Below are 17,202 nucleotides of genomic sequence, written 5' to 3'. Positions count from 1 at the left end.
TCATGGCCGGGTTTTGCTGCCAGAAGGGTCGGTCGGCGGCAAGGCTGCGAGCCGCTGCTCAAGCACACGCAACACGGGGCCGATGTTGGCGCCCACTCTGATCTGGGGATTCGAAAATCCATCGTCCTTGCCGGCGTCGATCTCGCGCTGCTGGATCAGCGGAACAGCCCGGGCAAAAGCCTGCTCGAAAGAATGTGTCTTGCGCAGCTGTTCGTCAAACATGGCCCGGCCAAAAAACGTCAGCTCGGAGAGCCGCCCGCAACCGTAAGAGGTGTGGGTGGCGTCCGCCGCTGTCATGACCAGCGTGGTGTCACCGGCCAGTGCATCAATCCAGCCGCCCGAGTAGCAGGCCGACACGGCAATCACGCGGTGGCGGATGCCGGCCTTGTCCAGCGCCTCGCGCAGTTCGGTGGGGCTCAGCGGTTCGACCTCCAGCGGCCAATGCGAAGCGGCAAGCTTGAAGTCACGGGCACCGTGCGAGGTCAGGTAGACCACCAGCACATCGTTGTCCTTGTCCATGCGCTGGGCCAGCGCCTCAATGGCCCGCTGCAGGTTCAGAGTGGTCGCCCAGGGATGGGTTTTGGCGCTGCTGCCGTGATTGAGCAGGTGGATCACGCGGCCACCCGCATCAAAACGCTCGGCAAGCACGCGGCTGACCATGGTACTTTCACGCAGGAAAACATCTTCAGAGGCATAAGGTGCAAACACCAGCCCGTACACATCGGCCACGCCGGGGCGTTCGGGCGCGATGGCGGCAACGGTGCTCTGCCACAAGGCCTGCTGCTCTTCCATGGTTTGCTGGGTCAGGCGCAGCTTGGGCTTGTCGTCTTCGGCGCTGGCGTTGCGTGCGTAATCCCGCTCCCAGGCACGGGCGTCGAATTGCCAGGTCGTCAGGCCTGTGGTCGCGATCAATGCCAGCGCAAACACCGCGGCACGCCAGGTCCAACCCGCGAAACGCACAATCAGAAAGAAGCTGACGCCCAGCGACCATGCGGTAAAGACGAGGTAAAAAACCCAGTACAACCAGGGCGCCGAGAACACCTTGCCCGTGATCCAGCCATGGACGATGGCAGCCATCAAGGCTTCATACACCAGGGTATTGGGCAGGGACGCCACCAGCCACAGCACAAAACACGTGGCCACGCCGGTCAGGCGCGGGCCCGTTCGCGTCGCGGAAACATCTTGGGTTGCCTGCGCTGGAAAGGCCCACCAGGCCAAGCCGATAAAAATGGCCAAGCTCCACCAACCTGACAACCAGACCTGCAGATCAAAGCGGGCAGGACCGACAATCTCAACACGCGGCGCGGTGGCCTCTATCGTAAAAACCACAAGGGCAATGATGAACACCTGCCAAGGCACCGGCGCACGTCCGGCCACTCTGGGGAACAGGAAAAAAGCGGTACGCAGCCCTTCCCCCAACCAGCGGGTGGCAGGCAAATAGCTGGACGAATCAAACGTCTGGCTGTGACTGGCAGGGATTTCCGGGATACCCGGCAGCGTGGACTGAATTTGATGCTCGTTCATGGCGGCATCATGCCATGCCAGATTCAGGACTCTGCAGCGGACACACGCAACCTGGGGCCGGCCAGTTCGGGCTGCAGATGCAGTCGCTGCGGGTTGGCATAACAGACAAAACGCTTGTTGGTCGCGCGGCCTATCGCGCACAGGCCCACCGCCTGCGCCACCTGGTGCCCCATTTGGGTGATGCCGCTGCGGGAAACAACAATCGGCACGCCCATCTGGGCCGACTTGATGACCATCTCGCTGGTCAAACGGCCGGTGGTGTAGAACACCAGACCTTCCGAGCCGAGATCCGTAGGTGAAGCGTCGAGCGTGGAGGCACCGTCTTCACCAGCCGGGGCCGCGGAGCCGGCTTTGCCGGGCCGCAGGCGCAGCGCCCCCTCGGGGGGCAGCGCAGTACGCGAAGCGACAAGCGTGGGGGCCATATTCATCCACATCCAGCCAGCGATGGTGTCGATGGCGTTGTGGCGGCCCACGTCCTCGACAAACAACAACATGACAGGTTCAGCGGCGCTCATGTCGAACAGCGCACAGGCATGCACCGACCCGGCCGATTTGTAAGTGGTCTCCTTGAGTCGTATGGTGTTGACCAGCCCGTAGAGCTGGCCCTGGGTGATGTGCGCGCTGGCCGGCAGAACAATCTGGTCCACCTCGTCCATCAAGCCGCCAAACACACTGCCCTGCCCGCAGCCCGTGGTGACCACGCGCTTGGCGGTTTTTTCTTCGACATCTTCAATGCCGTGGCGCGTCTTGACAGCGGCGGCGCCAACATCCCAGTCGACCGTGATGGACTCGATGTCCCCGATCGACCTGACCAGCCGCTGGTTGCGCAGATAGCCCAGTACCAGCAACTCCGGATGTGCGCCCAGCGTCATGAGCGTAACCAGCTCGCGCTTGTCCACATAGACCGTCAGTGCGCGCTCGGCAGGAATGGCAACCTGGTGGTGCTCGCCAAACTCGTTGACAGTATCAATGTCGCACGTCAAGGGCGCCTGGGCTTGGGTCAGGTAGGGCAGGGACATGCATGAAGACTACAACAAAAAAGCCTGTCCTGAGCTTGCCGAAGGGGCCGCCCCCTGTCGGGCCGGCCTTTTTAGCCCCCACGCTCGTCACTGCGTGTACTTCGCTGCCCCCCGAGGGGGCCGTGCTTGCTTGGGGCGGCCCTGCGCTGCGCACCTAGCAGGGATGCGGGCTCAGGATTTTTTGGCGGGTGCGCCGGCGGCGGCTTCAGCCGGCTTGGCGGCTCCGGGTGGGGTGTACACAAAGGCACCCGGGTCGGCACAGGCAGGCGTTTCCTTGGCTGGTTTGGTCTCCTTGCCCGCTGCCTTGGCAGTTTTGTAATAGCTGGCCGCAGCCTTGTCCTGCGACTTGCACAGCAAATAAGCATCCACCTTGCCGCTCCAGGCCGCCTTGGCCGCGGCTTCCGCCGCTTTGGCCTTGGCCTCATCGCTCAGCGGAGGCAGCTTGGCCAGCGTCATGACCGAAGCTGTCAACAGCAAACTGGCCATCAGAATTCTTTTCATACGAATCTCCTCGCTTTAACTCGCTTCAGGCCTGTACGGTCTGGCTGGGCGGCGCAGGCTGCGTGCGCTGGGCAGGGATGTGGCCCGCCTTCACATCGTCGTACCAGTACTCATGGTGCTCTTTGGCCCAGGTTTCATCGACATAGCCGGTGCGCATGGCGCTGAAGGCGCCGCTCATGCCCAGCGTTCCGATGTAGATATGGCCGAGGAACAGGCACATCATGAGCACCGTGGCCACGGCGTGAACCATATGGGCCACCTGCATGGTGCTGCGCTCGTAGACCAGGCCCGGCACCAGCTTGTCGAGCACCAGGCCCGAGGCCACGACGATGATGCCGAGGAAAAACACGCCGCCCCAGAACACCACCTTCTCACCGGCGTTGAAGCGGTGCGAAGGCACTTCCTTGCCCGAGAGCAGGCCGCCGCCCTTGCGTAACCAAGTAAGATCGCCGCGGCGCGGCAGGTTGTCACGCAAGAAGGTGAGGAACACGATCACCAGGGACACGGCAAACAGCGGGCCGGCGAAGTTGTGCATGTTTTTAAGCACATAAGTCAGCCAGCCAAACAGCGTGCCGCCGATCACCGGCAGCATGAAGAATTTCCCGAAAGCCATGACCAGGCCAGAAATGGCCAGAATGGAAAAAGCAATGGCATTGGTCCAGTGCGCCGAGCGCTCGAAGGGTGTGAAGCGCTCGATCTTGCGACCGGTTTCAGAGCCATGCGTCTTGATGGCACCCTTGCGCCAGTAAAAAATGGCAATGGCTCCCAGCACGATCAGAAACAGGGAGCCACCGTAAGGAATGATCCAGTTGTTGCGGACCTGCCGCCAGGCTTCACCGGCGTTGGTCAGGCGCGAGCCCGGGTATTGCACAAAAGGCTGAATCAGGTTGCCGGCTTCCGGCGCTTCGCTTTTGGGCAGGCTGCTGTAGCCGGTGACACCCTCGCCAACCTGGCGCCACAGGGGCGCATTGTTGCCCGGCTGGACCTTGGCGCGCTCGGCGTTGGTCTGCTTGGCGTAGTTGGGGTCGGCACTGGCATCGGGCTTGACCGCAAAAATGTTCTGGCCCTGGATGCCGCCAGTCGCTGCAGGCGCAGGCGTGACGACGCCTGATGCTTGTGCCGATGGAGCTGGCTGGGCCGCAGGCGTCTGCGCTACTGCAAACCCGGCGAGGCCGATTGCTATTAAAAATATAGCTAATTGCGCACGTTCCATAAGGCCTCCAGTCACTTCACCCTGGAATACTCGTTCTGGGTATTCTGCGCACGGGCTTTGAGCCCTTGCTCCCAGCTGGTCTTGTCGCCCGGCTTCCAGCCCGGTGCAGAAAACTGGTTTTCCGTGCCCTGAAAGGGCGCGACATCGCTCTTGGCGGCGCTCAGTGTGCTCGGCGTTTGAGGTTTTTCACCGCAGGCGGACAAGCCGGCCAAGGCCATGATGAGTACAACAAGGCGCATCATGATTTTCCTCCTGCGGGCTGGCCTGCTTGTTTGGAACCATAGGCGGTGCCCCAGCCCCAGACCTCGGCGCCCTTGCCGCGCTGCACGACCCGGTTGCGGAAGATGTCGGCAACCACGTCGCCATCGCCGGCCAGCAGGGCCTTGGTGGAACACTGCTCGGCGCAGGCCGGCAATTTGCCCTCGGCCAGGCGGTTGCGGCCATATTTTTCAAATTCAGCCTGGCTGCCGTTGACTTCAGGCCCCCCAGCACAGAAGGTGCACTTGTCCATCTTGCCGCGCACGCCGAAGGTGCCCTGCGAAGGAAACTGCGGTGCGCCGAAGGGGCAGGCATAGGAGCAGTAACCGCAGCCGATGCAAACGTCCTTGTCATGCAGCACCACGCCTTCGTCGGTGCGGTAAAAGCAGTTGACGGGGCAGACGGCCATGCAGGGCGCGTCACTACAGTGCATGCAGGCGACCGAGATGGATTTTTCGCCGGGAACGCCGTCGTTAAGCGTGACCACGCGGCGGCGATTCACGCCCCACGGGACTTCGTTCTCGTTTTTACAGGCGGTGACGCAGCCGTTGCATTCAATGCAGCGCTCGGCGTCACAGACAAATTTCATGCGTGCCATGGTGTTATGCCTTTTCCACGTTGCAAACAGTCGTTTTGGTTTCCTGCATCATCGTGACGCTGTCGTAACCGTAAGTCGTCGCGGTATTGATGGCCTCACCGCGCACCACCGGCGCTGCCCCCTTGGGGTAATAGGCCAGCATGTCAGCGCCCTGCCAGCGTCCCGAGAAATGGAAGGGCATGAACACGGTGTCGGGGCCCACACGCTCGGTCACCAGGGCCTGCACATTGAGGCGCGCGCCGGTCGGGGTGCTGACCCAGGCCCGCTCACCATTGCGAATGCCTTTGTCAGCGGCGACCTTGGGATTGATCTCGATGAACATCTCCTGCTGCAGCTCGGCCAGCCAGGGGTTGGAGCGGGTTTCCTCGCCGCCACCTTCGTACTCGACCAGGCGGCCGGAAGTCATGATCAGCGGGAACTTTTCATGCACCTTGTCGGCGATGTTTTTCTGCTGAATGGTTTTGTACAGCGTCGGCAGGCGCCAGAAGGCCTTCTTGTCATCGTGCGTCGGGTACTTGGCCATCAGGTCGGGGCGGTTGCCGTACAGCGGCTCGCGGTGCTGCGGGATTGCGTCCGGGAAATTCCAGACCAGCGCACGCGCCTTGGCATTGCCAAACGGGTGGCAGCCGTGGTTCTTCATCGCCACACGGATGATGCCGCCGGACGAGTCGGTCTTCCAGTTTTTGCCTTCGGCCGCGGTTTTTTCGGCATCGGTGAGTTCGTCCCACCAGCCCAGCTTTTTAAGCAGCAGGTGGTCAAACTCGGGGTAGCCGGTCGTGATGTCCGCGCCCAGCGAGTGCGAGCCATCTTCGGCCAGCAGGTTCTTGCCCTCGCGCTCGACCCCGAAGTTGGCGCGAAAGTTCCCGCCGCCGTCCATGACATGTTTTGAGGTGTCGTAGAGATTGGGTGAGCCGGGATGCTTCATCTCCGGGGTGCCATAGCAGGGCCACGGCAGGCCGAAGTAGTCGCCCGTGAAGTCGTAGCCGGTCTCCTTGTCCTTGCCACTCTTGGCTTTGAGCGTCTTCACGTCAAACAAATGCATATTGCGCATGTGCGCTTTCAGGCGCTCCGGGCTCTGGCCGGTGTAGCCTATGGTCCAGCAGGTCTTGTTGATCTCGCGCAGGATGTCTTCCGGCATGGGCTCGTCCATGCCCTTGACCTTCTGCATCTTGTAGTTCCTGGACAGCTCTTTGGCAAAGCCAAGCTTTTCGGCCAGCTGATGCATGATCATGTGGTCGCTGCGGCTTTCCCACAGCGGCTCTATCACTTTTTCGCGCCACTGCAGCGAACGGTTGGAGGCCGTCACCGAGCCGCTGGTCTCAAACTGGGTCGCAGCCGGCAACAGGTACACCGCACGGTTGGGGTTGAGGTCTTCGGCCTTGCCGGGCATCGCTGCCATGGCCGCTGTGGCCGAAGGATAGGGATCCACCACCACCAGCAAGTCCAGCTTGTCCATGGCGCGCTTCATCTCCAGGCCACGGGTCTGGGAGTTGGGCGCATGGCCCCAGAACACGACGGCGCGCAGATTGGGGTCCTGGTCAATCAGTTCGTTTTTCTCCATCACGCCATCGATCCAGCGTGACACCGTGATGCCGGGCTTGCCCATCATGGCGGGCGAGGCATAACGCCCCTTGATCCAGTCGAAATCAACGCCCCAGATCTTGGCAAAATGCTTCCACGATCCTTCCGCCAGGCCGTAGTAACCCGGCAGCGAATCGGGGTTGGGGCCGACGTCGGTGGCGCCCTGCACGTTGTCGTGGCCGCGGAAAATATTGGTGCCGCCACCCGATGTGCCGACGTTGCCCAAAGCCAGCTGCAGGATGCAGGACGCACGAACGATGGCGTTGCCAATGGTGTGCTGGGTCTGGCCCATGCACCAGACGATGGTTGACGGCCGGTTCTTGGCCATCATTTCGGCAGCCATGTACACCCGGGCCTCTGGCACGCCGCAAGCTTCCTCCACCTTGTCGGGCGTCCACTTGGCCATCACATCTTCCTTGACCTTGTCCATGCCGTAGACACGGTCGCTGATGTACTTCTTGTCTTCCCAGCCGTTCTTGAAGATGTGGTACAGCATGCCGAAAATAAACGGAATATCCGAGCCGGAACGGATGCGGATGTACTCGTCTGCCTTGGCGGCGGTGCGCGTGAAGCGCGGGTCCACCACGATCATCTTGCAGCCGGTCTCCTTGGCGTGCAGCATGTGCAGCAGGCTGACCGGATGCGCCTCGGCGGCGTTGGAGCCGATGTACAGGGCGACCTTGCTGTTTTGCATGTCGTTGTACGAGTTGGTCATGGCGCCGTAGCCCCAGGTGTTGGCTACGCCGGCCACCGTGGTCGAGTGGCAGATACGGGCCTGGTGGTCGCAGTTGTTGCTGCCCCAGAAGCTCACGAACTTGCGCATCAGATACGCCTGCTCGTTGTTGTGCTTCGATGAGCCTACCCAGTAAACCGAATCGGGGCCGCTGGCCTTGCGCAGCTCCAGCATTTTTGCGCTGATCTCGTTAAGTGCGGTATCCCAGCTGATGCGTTCGTATTTGCCGCCCACCAGCTTCATGGGGTAGCGCAGGCGGAACTCGCCATGACCGTGCTCGCGCACGGCAGCACCCTTGGCACAGTGGGCGCCCAGATTGATGGGCGAATCAAACACCGGCTCCTGGCGCACCCAGATGCCGTTTTCAACCACGGCATCAATCGCACAGCCTACCGAGCAGTGGGTGCACACGGTGCGTTTGACTTCAATTTTTCCGCTGCCGTCGCCCGCCCCAGGCGTCGCCGCCTTGGCTTTTTTAACCAGCGTCAACTGCGTGGCCGCGAGACCGACCCCAACGCCCAGGCCCGAGCGTCGCAGGAAGGCACGGCGGTCCATGGTCGGCAGCGCGCCAGACAGGCCCCGTGAAAGGCTTTGCACAAAGCGCGCAGAACCGGCGCGATGCGCTGGATCGCCGTGGATACCGTGAGATTTTTTCGTGAGCAGCATGAGGCTCTCCCGTAGAAATGAAAGCGGGTTGGATCAGACGCGCGCGGTCTTGTAGTAGCGCTTGACGTGATCGGAGAGGCTGTAGCCACCGCCTTTTTCAGGGGCCGGCCTGGACTGGGGGAGTTCGGCTTGCGGTGCCGGCGCACCGGGCAAGGCCACAATCGCCGCGGCGGCCGCGCCCGTGACGGCGGCGCCGAAGAAGAAGCCCCGGCGCGAGGGTTTTGGCTGGCTGTCCTGCATCTTTGTCTCCAAGGAAGCTTGCTCGTATGCAACGGTTTGCATACGCACTGTACGTCAGAGCGTGGTGCACCACAATGGGTTGCATCGTTCAAACATGCGGACTAGGGAAAACGATAAGTTATCTTATTGATGGGCGGTTGACTGCCCGGGGTCAGGGTGTTTCAATTTGAGACCTTCACCCATTTCAGGCCAGCATGTCGAACCCTTGCGATTCGACACTGATGAAGGCTTGCGTGAAGGCCGTGAGTGCGCGGTAAAAACGGGCTTTGGGGTGCTGCGCAATGGCTTCGCACAGCATGGGCACCCAGGGCTGCACATGCCGCGAAAAAAACTCGCGCTGGCGTGTCAGGTTGGCCACTTCCACATCATCGCCGGCAATCAGGTAGCGCATGACCTCGCACAGGTAGGCCACATGGTCTTCTGTTTCCGGCATGGCCTCGTCACGTGCCAGCCCCAATGCCGCGATGTCGGTGCGCAAGGCCGCCAGCGGCTTTTCGTTGAGGAATCCGCTGAGGTAATGGGAACCAAAGAGGTACACCTCGGGCTTGCCCACGCCGCCGAACAGGGCGTCGTACTCCTGGCCGATGTCTGCCAGGGTTTGCGCGCGTGCCGCAGCCACCAGCTCTCCCCACGAGCTCTCGAGCAAGGCGCCCGAAGCAGGCGCTTCGGTGACGGCAACACGCATGTTTTCATGCAGTTCGGCCGAAGGCGGCGCGTAATACAGCGCGGCCAGCAAGCCATAGACTTCAGCGCGGGCAGTTTCTTCGTCAAGCGTGGACAGCACGAGTTGGGCTTGCATGGTGTTTGCGTCAGGTTTAGCGAATATCGGTGATCTTGAGTTCGTTGTCTGCGGAGTAGATGTCGATGACCCGGCAGTCGCTGCACATCTTCAGACGATCCGCCGCCGCGCCCTGGAACATGGCATGGCCGGCCAGCTTGCCCAGCATGGACTCGATCGCCTTGAGGGTGCCGAAGGGTTTGCTGCAGCGTATGCACTGATAGGGCTGGGTCTCGTTCAGCACCCGCGCCTCCTTGCGCTGGGGCGTAAGCAGCAGGCGTGGTTGCAGGGTAATGGCGTCTTCCGGGCAGGTGGTGGCACACAGGCCGCACTGCACACAGTTCTTTTCGATGAATTTGAGTTGGGGCCGCTCCGGGTTGTCTTGCAGCGCACTGGCCGGGCAGGCGCTGACGCAGCTCAGGCACAGTGTGCAGGTATCGGCATTGACGATGAGGCTGCCAAAGGGCGAACCCTGCCTCGGCAGCTCAATGGCCTCGGGCAAGGCGGCTGGTGCATGGGCCATCAGGTGGTCCAGCGCCATGTCCAGCGTGCTGCGTTTTTCCTGCGCCACGGCAAAGCGCGCCGCCGCCGCAGGGACGACGACCTGGTTGCGGGCCAGTTTTTGCAGGCTGGCGTCCAGGCTGGCAAGGCCTTGAGCACCTTCAAGCATTGGCGCGCGCACCAGGTGAAAGTACACACCGGCATAACCCAGGCCATTGAGCACAGCCTGCGCCACGGCCATTTGTTCAGACAGCCCCTCCAGGTAGGCAGGCGCCTCCTCGTCAGTCACCAGTACGGCGATCTGGCTTGCACCAAACGCAATCGCACTGAGCCAGACATCGATCCCCAGGCTGGCGGTATGCCACAAAGGCTGCGGGATCATGTTGGCCGGAACACCCTGCACCGTTTTTTGCAACCGGGCAGCACGGCCCAGCGCGTCCACTGCCTGCTGGCCGCTGCCCTGGCTGTGAAAAAGAAGCGTGGCGTGCGTGCCGCCCGCTTTGGCATAGGTCGTCAGCATGGTTTTGAGCCGCACACCCTGTTCGCTGGTACGCGGATAAGCGTAGGTCAGCGCACCGGTCGGGCAGACCGTGGTGCACGCACCGCAACCTATGCACAGGTTGGGGTTGACTTTGATTTGTTGCCGCTCTTTTTCGCTGCTGACCGCGCCTGCCGAGCAGATGTCCACGCAGGCATTGCAACCGATAGTTTCATTACGGCTGTGTGCGCAGAGTTTTTGTTTGTAGGCAAAAAACCTGGGCTTTTCAAATTCACCGACCAGGTCGCGCAGCTTGACCACGGTGGCCAGCAAGCCAGGGGACACCAGGCCCGCCGACGCATTCAATGCGAAGTAGCCCTGCGGCGGCGCATGCAGCGCGATCAAGGGCTGGGCCCCCAGATCCAGCACCAGGTCAAACGCCTCGGTCACTGCCTGCGCCTCGCGGCCAAAGTCAATCGCGCCGGCTACTTTGCAGGCTGCCACGCAGTCCCGGTGCGACGTGCACTTTTTGCTATCAATATGGTAGCTAAGATCGATCGCCCCTTCCGGGCAAACGGCCACACAGGCATTGCAGCGGGTGCACAGGTCGAGGTCAATCGGGTTGCTCTTTTCCCACTTCGCTTCGAAAGCGCCCAGCCAGCCCTTGAGGGTGAGCCCGGCACCGCTGATGACCGGGTACTTGCGCTCCTGCCCGGGAAAGCCGAACTGCGCCTGGCTGGATACGCCCTGCGCAAAAATCGTCACGTCCAGCGTATCGGCGACCAGCACCGCCACCTGCTCAGCCTGGTCCAGTGCGCCGACGATGAGCAGGCGGCCCGTGCTTTTGTACGTCACGGTCGCGACGGGTTCGGCGTCCGGCAAATGGGCCGCTGCCAGCAAGGCCGCGATTTTGGGGCTGGCGCTGACAGCATCCTTGCTCCAGCCGCCGGTCTCGCGTATGTTGACGAACTTGACAACCGAGGTCGTGCCTTCGGTCTGCTGCCCAACCTCGGCAAACAGGCGCTTCTCCTGCGTGCACGCCACCACGACGTCATCGCCGGATTGAACCGCCTTCTGGAAGGCGCCCGCTTCGCGCCGGCACAGCGCCGAATGCAGCGTCAGATTTTCATTAAGTGCCGCACCCAGCGTCTGGGGCTGGAGCGGCATGGTCTGGTTGCAGTCGCAAATCAGTGTGGGCATGGTCTTCCTGGCTACGTCCGGACCCGGTCAGGGTTTCGGGCTGGCTGGCAATCTCGGGGGGAGCGGGGTCCAGTGGAGGCCGCTCTGGATTTTGATCAGACTGTGCCACGGTTTCACCGTCGGGGTTATTCGCATTTTCCCGCGGTGAAAAAGTCGGGTCTTTCTGCTTTTCAGAATCTTCGTCGTCGTCAAATAATTTGAGAAACTTCGCGCTGGCCATCTGCCGCAGCATGGACTCGGGCAGGGGCTCGGACTTGGAATAGTCGTCAATGTAGATGTCCAGGCCGTCCATCACGTTGAAGTGCGGGTCGGCAAACAGTTTTTTCATCGCTGCGTTCCGGACTTCAGGCCCCACGTTGCCGGCCATGAAGGGTTTGAAGTCGGCGTCGGGCGTGAGGGCTTGGGCGTCTTCCAGGGTGACCGGCGGCGGGCTGTCATCCCGGCGCAGGCCGGGATCCATTGCGTGGGCACCGGCGCTTTCGGCCACGGGCTTGGTGTTCGCATCGTGGATTGCGGCTTTCGCCGCAATGACAACTTCCGGGTGCGCCGGTTCGGCCTCTACCGGCTTGCCCTCCTTGACTGCCAGCTTGCGCTCGGACCAGCGGCCAAGGAAACCATTAGCCATGGCCGCCCTCGCCAAATTTCTTTTCAGTGCTCACCCGCGCAGGGTTGCCAAAACGATCCAGCAAGGGCTTGAAGCTCTGCGGACGCTGGCGGCGCTTGGCCTCCAACACATGGTGTTGCTCTACAAAATGCTGCAACCACTGCACCACGTCCGGCGGTGCAGGCACCTGCTCCACGGTTTCCTGCGCATCGAGCCAGCGGCCGGCATCGTGGTAACTCAGCGTGACGGTCTGCGGCACGGCTACCGGCTCGTCGGCAAGCGCGGCCTCCTCTTCCATGCGCCAGACCACCCAGAAGCAGGGCTGCGGCGTCGTGACATTGAGGTAGTAGCCTTCCGCGTCGTCGGTAAACAGCTCGACCTTGAAGTGGGGATACAGCCAGCGCTCCTCGTGTTCGTCCTTGAACAGCAGGCGCGGCTGCGTGCCAAAGCTGTCCTCGTGCGGCACGATATCGGCCAGCGCCCAACGCCAGGGCTGCCAGCGGTTGGCTATGCGCTCACGGCGCATGACCACTGCCACCTGCGTGCTGGGGCGGCGATGGGGCCCGTTGTCGTCGGGCGGCTGCATCAGGAAACCAGGCATGCCCGCAGTGTAGCTGCGACATGCCTGCATGCCTATACCGGTCCGCGCGCCAGCGCGCCGGATCAGGTGTCTTTGGAGATTTTGATGGTCGGGAATTTGGCCGAGAAGTCTTTGGCCTTGGCCGCCACCGTGACCGCCATCTTGCGCGCCACCGTCTTGTAGATGGCCGCCACTTCACCGTCCGGGTCCGCCACCACCGTGGGCCGGCCGCTGTCGGCCTGCAGGCGGATGTTGATGTCCAGCGGCAGCGCGCCCAGGTAGTCCATGCCGTACTCGGCCGCCATCTTCTTGCCACCCTCAGCGCCAAAAATGTGCTCGACATGACCGCACTGGCTGCACACATGGACCGCCATGTTCTCCACGATGCCCAGAATCGGCACGCCGACCTTCTCGAACATCTTGATGCCTTTTTTGGCGTCGAGCAGGGCAATGTCCTGCGGCGTGGTGACGATGATCGCGCCGGTCAGGGGCACGCGCTGGCTCAGCGTGAGCTGGATGTCGCCGGTGCCGGGCGGCAGGTCGACGATCAGGTAATCGAGGTCTTTCCAGTTGGTCTGGCGCAGCAGTTGCTCCAGCGCCTGGGTGACCATGGGGCCGCGCCAGATCATGGCCTCGTCCTGCGCCACCAGGAAACCGATGGACATGACCTGAATGCCGTAGTTTTCCATGGGCTCCATGCTCTTGCCATCCAGGCTCTCGGGCCGGCCCTCGATGCCCATCATCATGGGCTGGCTGGGGCCGTAGATGTCGGCATCGAGCAGGCCCACGCTGGCGCCTTCAGCGGCCAATGCCAGCGCCAGGTTGACGGCCGTGGTGCTCTTGCCCACGCCGCCCTTGCCGGACGCCACAGCGATGATGTTTTTGACATTGGGCAGCAGCTGCACGCCCCGCTGCACGCTGTGGCTGACGACCTTGATGCTGACATTGACCGAAACATTGTCAACGCCTGCCACCCCTTTGGCGGCCGCGATCAGGGCCTTGCGAAAAGCCGGGATCTGGCTTTTGGCGGGGTAGCCGAGCTCCACATCGAAAGCCACGTCACTGCCGGTCAGGGTGAGGTGTTTGATGGACTTCGAGGACACGAAATCGTGGCCGGTATTGGGATCGACGACGCTTTTGAGGGCGTCCATCAGCGCTTGTTCTGTCACTGCCATTGATTACTCCTGAAGACAAGTAGTCTAGCGAAGACTGCCCGGGTACGAGGGTGTGTGGACAAATCCGGTTGATCTCCGCCCCACTGTTGCGTCCACCCCGCACCTGGGCGCTTTTTTTTGCCCTGAAACGCTTGCCTGCCACAGATAATGACTCCCATGCCAAACCAAGCGCCACAGGGGTCAAAGACCGGGCTTCTGCTCACCGGGGGCGGTGCCCGCGCGGCCTACCAGGTCGGGGTCCTGGAAGCGATTGCCGACATCCGGCGGGCCAGTGGCGCTGGCGGCGGGCCCAATCCGTTTCCCATCATCACGGGCACCTCGTCCGGGGCGCTCAACGCCTCGGCACTGGCCTGTGGCGCCGATGATTTTGACGGCACCGTCCGTCGCATTGTCGGTGTCTGGAAGAGTTTTCATGTGGGCCAGGTGTACCGGGCCGATTCCCTGAGCGTGCTGCGATCGGGCGCCCGATGGTTGACCTCGCTGTCGCTGGGCTGGCTGGTGGCCAAATGGCGTCGCCTCAATCCCCGCTCCCTGCTCGACAACACGCCCACGCACGATTTGCTGAACCATTTCGTGCCACTGGACCGTCTGCCCGAACTCATACGCCAGGGACACCTTCAGGCGCTGGCGGTGACCGCCTCCAGCTACAGCTCGGGCGAGCATGTGACGTTTTTTGAAGGGGTGGAGCAGCTCACGCCCTGGGTGCGCTCCCAGCGCCACAGCATGCGCGACCGCATCACGCACGACCACTTGCTGGCCTCCTCCGCGATTCCGTTCATCTTTCCCGCCACGGCGCTGCAGATCAGGGGGCAAACCGAGTATTTTGGCGATGGCTCCATGCGCCAGTCCGCCCCGGTGGCGGCCGCCATTCACCTGGGCGCCCAGCGCATTCTGGTGGTGGGTGCCGGGCGCATGCTGGAGCCCAAAAACGAGGCGCACATGCACACCACTCGCAGCTACCCGTCCCTGGCGCAGATTGCCGGGCATGCCCTGTCCAGTATTTTCCTGGACACACTGGCCGTGGATATCGAACGGGCGACTCGCATCAACAAGACCCTGGCCCTGATCCCGCCCGAGGCCAGGCATGCCAGCCCGCTCAAGCCCATCGACCTGCTCGTGATCGCCCCGTCGCAGCGGCTGGATGTGATTGCCGCCCGGCACGTGCGCGCCCTACCCAAAGCACTGCGAAGCCTGCTCGGCGGCGTGGGGGTGTCGTCCAAAGCGGCCGACATCAAAGGGTCTGCGCTGGCCAGCTACCTGCTGTTTGAATCGGGCTACACCAGCGAGTTGATCCAGCTGGGTTATGCCGACACCCTGGCGCAAATCAACGAGGTCACCCGGTTTTTCGGCTGGGCACCCGACCCGGACGCACTGGGGGGATTGCGGTCTTCAAGCGCTCCGCCTGAACGGGCCGACTAAAATCGCGGGTTAGCCCACCAAAGCCTTCAAAGCACCCCTATGTCCCAGCGCCGCCTGTTTGTTACCACCGCCCTGCCCTACGCCAACGGCAATTTCCACATCGGCCACATCATGGAGTACATCCAGGCCGACATCTGGGTGCGTTATCAAAGAATGCAGGGCCATGAGGTGAACTTCGTCTGCGCCGACGACGCCCACGGCGCCCCCATCATGATCGCTGCCGAGAAAGCCGGCCAGACACCGCAGGAGTTCGTGGCCGGCATCGCGGCCGGGCGCAAGCAGTACCTCGACGGTTTCCACATCAGCTTCGACAACTGGCACTCGACCGACGGGCCGGAAAACCATGCGCTGGCCAAAGCGATGTACCTCGATCTGAAAAAAGCCGGGCTGATCGCCCGGCGCACCATCGAGCAGTTCTACGACCCGGTCAAGGCCATGTTCCTGCCAGACCGCTACATCAAGGGCGAATGTCCCAAATGCGGCGCCAAGGACCAGTACGGCGACAACTGCGAGGTCTGCGGCGCGGTCTACACGCCCACCGACCTGAAAAACCCCTACTCCACCCTGAGCGGCGCCACGCCCGTGATGAAGGAATCGGAGCATTTCTTCCTGACCTGGTCGGACCCGCGCTGCGCGGCCTTCATGCAGCAATGGACCAGCGAGCCGGGCCGCCTGCAGCCCGAGGTGCTCAACAAGATCAAGGAATGGCTGGACAAGGACGAAGGCGAAGATGGGCAAAGCGGGGGCGGCCTCAACGACTGGGACATCAGCCGCGACGCGCCCTACTTCGGCATCGAGATCCCCGACGCGCCGGGCAAGTACTTCTACGTCTGGCTGGACGCGCCTATCGGTTACCTGGCCTCGCTGAAGAACTACCTCACGAAAAAGGGCGTCGATTACGAGGCCTACATCAACGATCCCGAAGTCGAGCAGTACCACTTCATCGGCAAGGACATCATCACCTTCCACACTCTGTTCTGGCCGGCCATGCTGCACTTCAGCGGCCGCAAGACGCCCAACAACGTCTTCGTGCACGGCCACCTGACCGTGGGCGGCGAGAAGATGAGCAAGAGCCGCGGCACCGGCATCGACCCGCTCAAGTACCTCTCGATCGGCATGAACCCCGAGTGGCTGCGCTACTACATCGCGGCCAAGCTCAACGCCCGCAACGAAGACCTGGACTTCAACCCCGACGATTTCGTGGCGCGCGTCAACGCCGACCTGGTGGGCAAGTACATCAATATCGCCAGCCGCGCGGCCGGCTTCATCAGCAAGCGCTTTGGCGGCCAGCTCGGCGAGATCTCGGCCGACGGCGACGCGCTGCTCGAACTGCTGCGTGGCGCCGTGCCGACGATCCAGGAGCTCTACGCCGAGCGCGAGTTCGGCAAGGCGCTGCGCGAGATCATGCTGCTGGCCGACCGCGTGAACGAGTACGTGGACCAGAACAAGCCCTGGGAGCTGGCCAAGCTGCCGGGCATGGAGGCCCGCCTGCACGACGTCTGCACGGTCTGCATCGAGGCCTTCCGCCTGCTGAGCATTTGCCTCAAGCCCGTGCTGCCGGCACTGGTCGCCCAGGTGGAAGCATTCCTCAAGGTCGATGGCTTCACCTTTGGCAGCGCCTCACGCGCGCTGGGCAAGGGCCATGCCATCGGTGACTACAAGCATTTGATGCAGCGTGTCGACATGAAGCAGCTTGATGCCTTGTTTGAGCCTCCGGCCCCCGTCGAATCTACTCCAACAGCTACTGGATCGATAGCAGATTCGGTACTGCCCGGCGGCGAAGCGCTGGCCCCCACCATCAGCATTGACGATTTCGCCAAAATCGATCTGCGGATTGCCCGGATCGTCAACTGCGAGGCAGTCGCTGGTTCGACCAAGCTCCTGCACCTGACGCTGGACGCGGGTGAAGGCAGGATGCGCAGCGTTTTCAGCGGCATTGCCTCGGCTTACCAGCCTGCGGACCTGGTGGGCAAGCTCACGGTCTTGGTCGCCAACCTCGCGCCGCGCAAGATGAAATTCGGCATCAGCGAGGGCATGGTGCTGGCCGCCAGCCACGCCGACGAAAAAGCCCAGCCCGGCATTTATGTGCTGGAGCCCACGGCGGGCGCGCAGCCGGGCATGCGCATTCACTGAA

General features: G+C 62.4%; 15 protein-coding genes. 2 read left to right on the top strand and 13 right to left on the bottom strand.

The features are described 5' to 3' along the window. The 13 genes from V6M61_RS03580 to apbC all read right to left on the bottom strand — a co-directional run bounded on the left by V6M61_RS03580 (position 1) and on the right by apbC (position 13,649). On the bottom strand, positions 1 to 1,524 hold the full coding sequence (locus tag V6M61_RS03580) for a C13 family peptidase (RefSeq protein WP_332775182.1): 1,524 nt from the start codon (positions 1,522 to 1,524) through the stop codon (positions 1 to 3). A gap of 23 nt (positions 1,525 to 1,547) precedes the next feature. Beyond that, positions 1,548 to 2,543 (bottom strand): formate dehydrogenase accessory sulfurtransferase FdhD, encoded by a 996-nt coding sequence (locus V6M61_RS03575; protein ID WP_332775181.1) that lies wholly within the window; start codon positions 2,541 to 2,543, stop codon positions 1,548 to 1,550. Positions 2,544 to 2,714: 171 nt separating this feature from the next. Continuing rightward, positions 2,715 to 3,044, bottom strand: coding sequence for a hypothetical protein (locus V6M61_RS03570; protein WP_332775180.1), 330 nt, complete (start codon positions 3,042 to 3,044; stop codon positions 2,715 to 2,717). 25 nt (positions 3,045 to 3,069) lie between these two features. Next, a complete protein-coding gene (locus tag V6M61_RS03565; RefSeq protein WP_332775179.1) occupies positions 3,070 to 4,257 on the bottom strand; it encodes a formate dehydrogenase subunit gamma in 1,188 nt (395 codons plus the stop codon). Positions 4,258 to 4,268: 11 nt separating this feature from the next. After that, positions 4,269 to 4,499, bottom strand: coding sequence for a hypothetical protein (locus tag V6M61_RS03560; protein WP_332775178.1), 231 nt, complete (start codon positions 4,497 to 4,499; stop codon positions 4,269 to 4,271). Beyond that, positions 4,496 to 5,113: a formate dehydrogenase FDH3 subunit beta gene (gene fdh3B / locus V6M61_RS03555; protein WP_332775177.1), complete on the bottom strand. Its 618-nt coding sequence runs from the start codon at positions 5,111 to 5,113 to the stop codon at positions 4,496 to 4,498. Before fdh3B ends, V6M61_RS03560 begins: the two co-directional genes overlap by 4 nt. 4 nt (positions 5,114 to 5,117) lie before the next feature. Further along, on the bottom strand, positions 5,118 to 8,093 hold the full coding sequence (locus V6M61_RS03550) for a formate dehydrogenase subunit alpha (protein WP_332775176.1): 2,976 nt from the start codon (positions 8,091 to 8,093) through the stop codon (positions 5,118 to 5,120). Between the two features lie 33 nt (positions 8,094 to 8,126). Beyond that, complete coding sequence (locus V6M61_RS03545; protein WP_332775228.1) at positions 8,127 to 8,333, bottom strand: formate dehydrogenase; 207 nt, start codon at positions 8,331 to 8,333, stop codon at positions 8,127 to 8,129. 184 nt (positions 8,334 to 8,517) lie between these two features. Continuing rightward, complete coding sequence (locus tag V6M61_RS03540; protein WP_332775175.1) at positions 8,518 to 9,132, bottom strand: TorD/DmsD family molecular chaperone; 615 nt, start codon at positions 9,130 to 9,132, stop codon at positions 8,518 to 8,520. Positions 9,133 to 9,148: 16 nt separating this feature from the next. Continuing rightward, the gene (locus V6M61_RS03535) at positions 9,149 to 11,290 is read right to left on the bottom strand and encodes a 4Fe-4S binding protein (RefSeq protein ID WP_332775174.1); all 2,142 of its coding nucleotides are present in this window, start codon (positions 11,288 to 11,290) and stop codon (positions 9,149 to 9,151) included. Continuing rightward, positions 11,220 to 11,915: a DUF3306 domain-containing protein gene (locus V6M61_RS03530; RefSeq protein ID WP_332775173.1), complete on the bottom strand. Its 696-nt coding sequence runs from the start codon at positions 11,913 to 11,915 to the stop codon at positions 11,220 to 11,222. The genes V6M61_RS03535 and V6M61_RS03530 overlap by 71 nt, the downstream gene beginning before the upstream one ends. Continuing rightward, positions 11,908 to 12,495 (bottom strand): DUF3305 domain-containing protein, encoded by a 588-nt coding sequence (locus tag V6M61_RS03525; RefSeq protein ID WP_332775172.1) that lies wholly within the window; start codon positions 12,493 to 12,495, stop codon positions 11,908 to 11,910. The genes V6M61_RS03530 and V6M61_RS03525 overlap by 8 nt, the downstream gene beginning before the upstream one ends. Positions 12,496 to 12,557: 62 nt before the next feature. Further along, complete coding sequence (gene apbC / locus V6M61_RS03520) at positions 12,558 to 13,649, bottom strand: iron-sulfur cluster carrier protein ApbC (RefSeq protein WP_332775171.1); 1,092 nt, start codon at positions 13,647 to 13,649, stop codon at positions 12,558 to 12,560. Positions 13,650 to 13,805: 156 nt separating this feature from the next. Between apbC and V6M61_RS03515 the strand changes: the two genes are divergently transcribed. Together V6M61_RS03515 and metG are read left to right on the top strand one after the other, a co-directional pair. Further along, complete coding sequence (locus V6M61_RS03515) at positions 13,806 to 15,068, top strand: patatin-like phospholipase family protein (protein WP_332775170.1); 1,263 nt, start codon at positions 13,806 to 13,808, stop codon at positions 15,066 to 15,068. A 39-nt stretch (positions 15,069 to 15,107) separates the two neighbouring features. Then, positions 15,108 to 17,201, top strand: a complete 2,094-nt coding sequence (gene metG, locus V6M61_RS03510) for a methionine--tRNA ligase (RefSeq protein ID WP_332775169.1) — start codon at positions 15,108 to 15,110, stop codon at positions 17,199 to 17,201. Position 17,202 lies beyond the last annotated feature (1 nt).

Source organism: Polaromonas sp. (assembly GCF_036676035.1).
Lineage (GTDB): Bacteria > Pseudomonadota > Gammaproteobacteria > Burkholderiales > Burkholderiaceae_C > Polaromonas.
The sequence above is the reverse complement of the archived record's forward strand: the minus strand, read 5'-3'. Positions and strand labels throughout refer to the sequence as shown.

Coding starts and splice junctions, on each gene's coding strand:
- V6M61_RS03580 (WP_332775182.1), bottom strand. CDS start 1,524: ATGAACGAGCATCAAATTCAGTCCACGCTGCCGGGTATCCCGGAAATC.
- V6M61_RS03575 (WP_332775181.1), bottom strand. CDS start 2,543: ATGTCCCTGCCCTACCTGACCCAAGCCCAGGCGCCCTTGACGTGCGAC.
- V6M61_RS03570 (WP_332775180.1), bottom strand. CDS start 3,044: ATGAAAAGAATTCTGATGGCCAGTTTGCTGTTGACAGCTTCGGTCATG.
- V6M61_RS03565 (WP_332775179.1), bottom strand. CDS start 4,257: ATGGAACGTGCGCAATTAGCTATATTTTTAATAGCAATCGGCCTCGCC.
- V6M61_RS03560 (WP_332775178.1), bottom strand. CDS start 4,499: ATGATGCGCCTTGTTGTACTCATCATGGCCTTGGCCGGCTTGTCCGCC.
- fdh3B (WP_332775177.1), bottom strand. CDS start 5,113: ATGGCACGCATGAAATTTGTCTGTGACGCCGAGCGCTGCATTGAATGC.
- V6M61_RS03550 (WP_332775176.1), bottom strand. CDS start 8,093: ATGCTGCTCACGAAAAAATCTCACGGTATCCACGGCGATCCAGCGCAT.
- V6M61_RS03545 (WP_332775228.1), bottom strand. CDS start 8,333: ATGCAGGACAGCCAGCCAAAACCCTCGCGCCGGGGCTTCTTCTTCGGC.
- V6M61_RS03540 (WP_332775175.1), bottom strand. CDS start 9,132: ATGCAAGCCCAACTCGTGCTGTCCACGCTTGACGAAGAAACTGCCCGC.
- V6M61_RS03535 (WP_332775174.1), bottom strand. CDS start 11,290: ATGCCCACACTGATTTGCGACTGCAACCAGACCATGCCGCTCCAGCCC.
- V6M61_RS03530 (WP_332775173.1), bottom strand. CDS start 11,915: ATGGCTAATGGTTTCCTTGGCCGCTGGTCCGAGCGCAAGCTGGCAGTC.
- V6M61_RS03525 (WP_332775172.1), bottom strand. CDS start 12,495: ATGCCTGGTTTCCTGATGCAGCCGCCCGACGACAACGGGCCCCATCGC.
- apbC (WP_332775171.1), bottom strand. CDS start 13,649: ATGGCAGTGACAGAACAAGCGCTGATGGACGCCCTCAAAAGCGTCGTC.
- V6M61_RS03515 (WP_332775170.1), top strand. CDS start 13,806: ATGCCAAACCAAGCGCCACAGGGGTCAAAGACCGGGCTTCTGCTCACC.
- metG (WP_332775169.1), top strand. CDS start 15,108: ATGTCCCAGCGCCGCCTGTTTGTTACCACCGCCCTGCCCTACGCCAAC.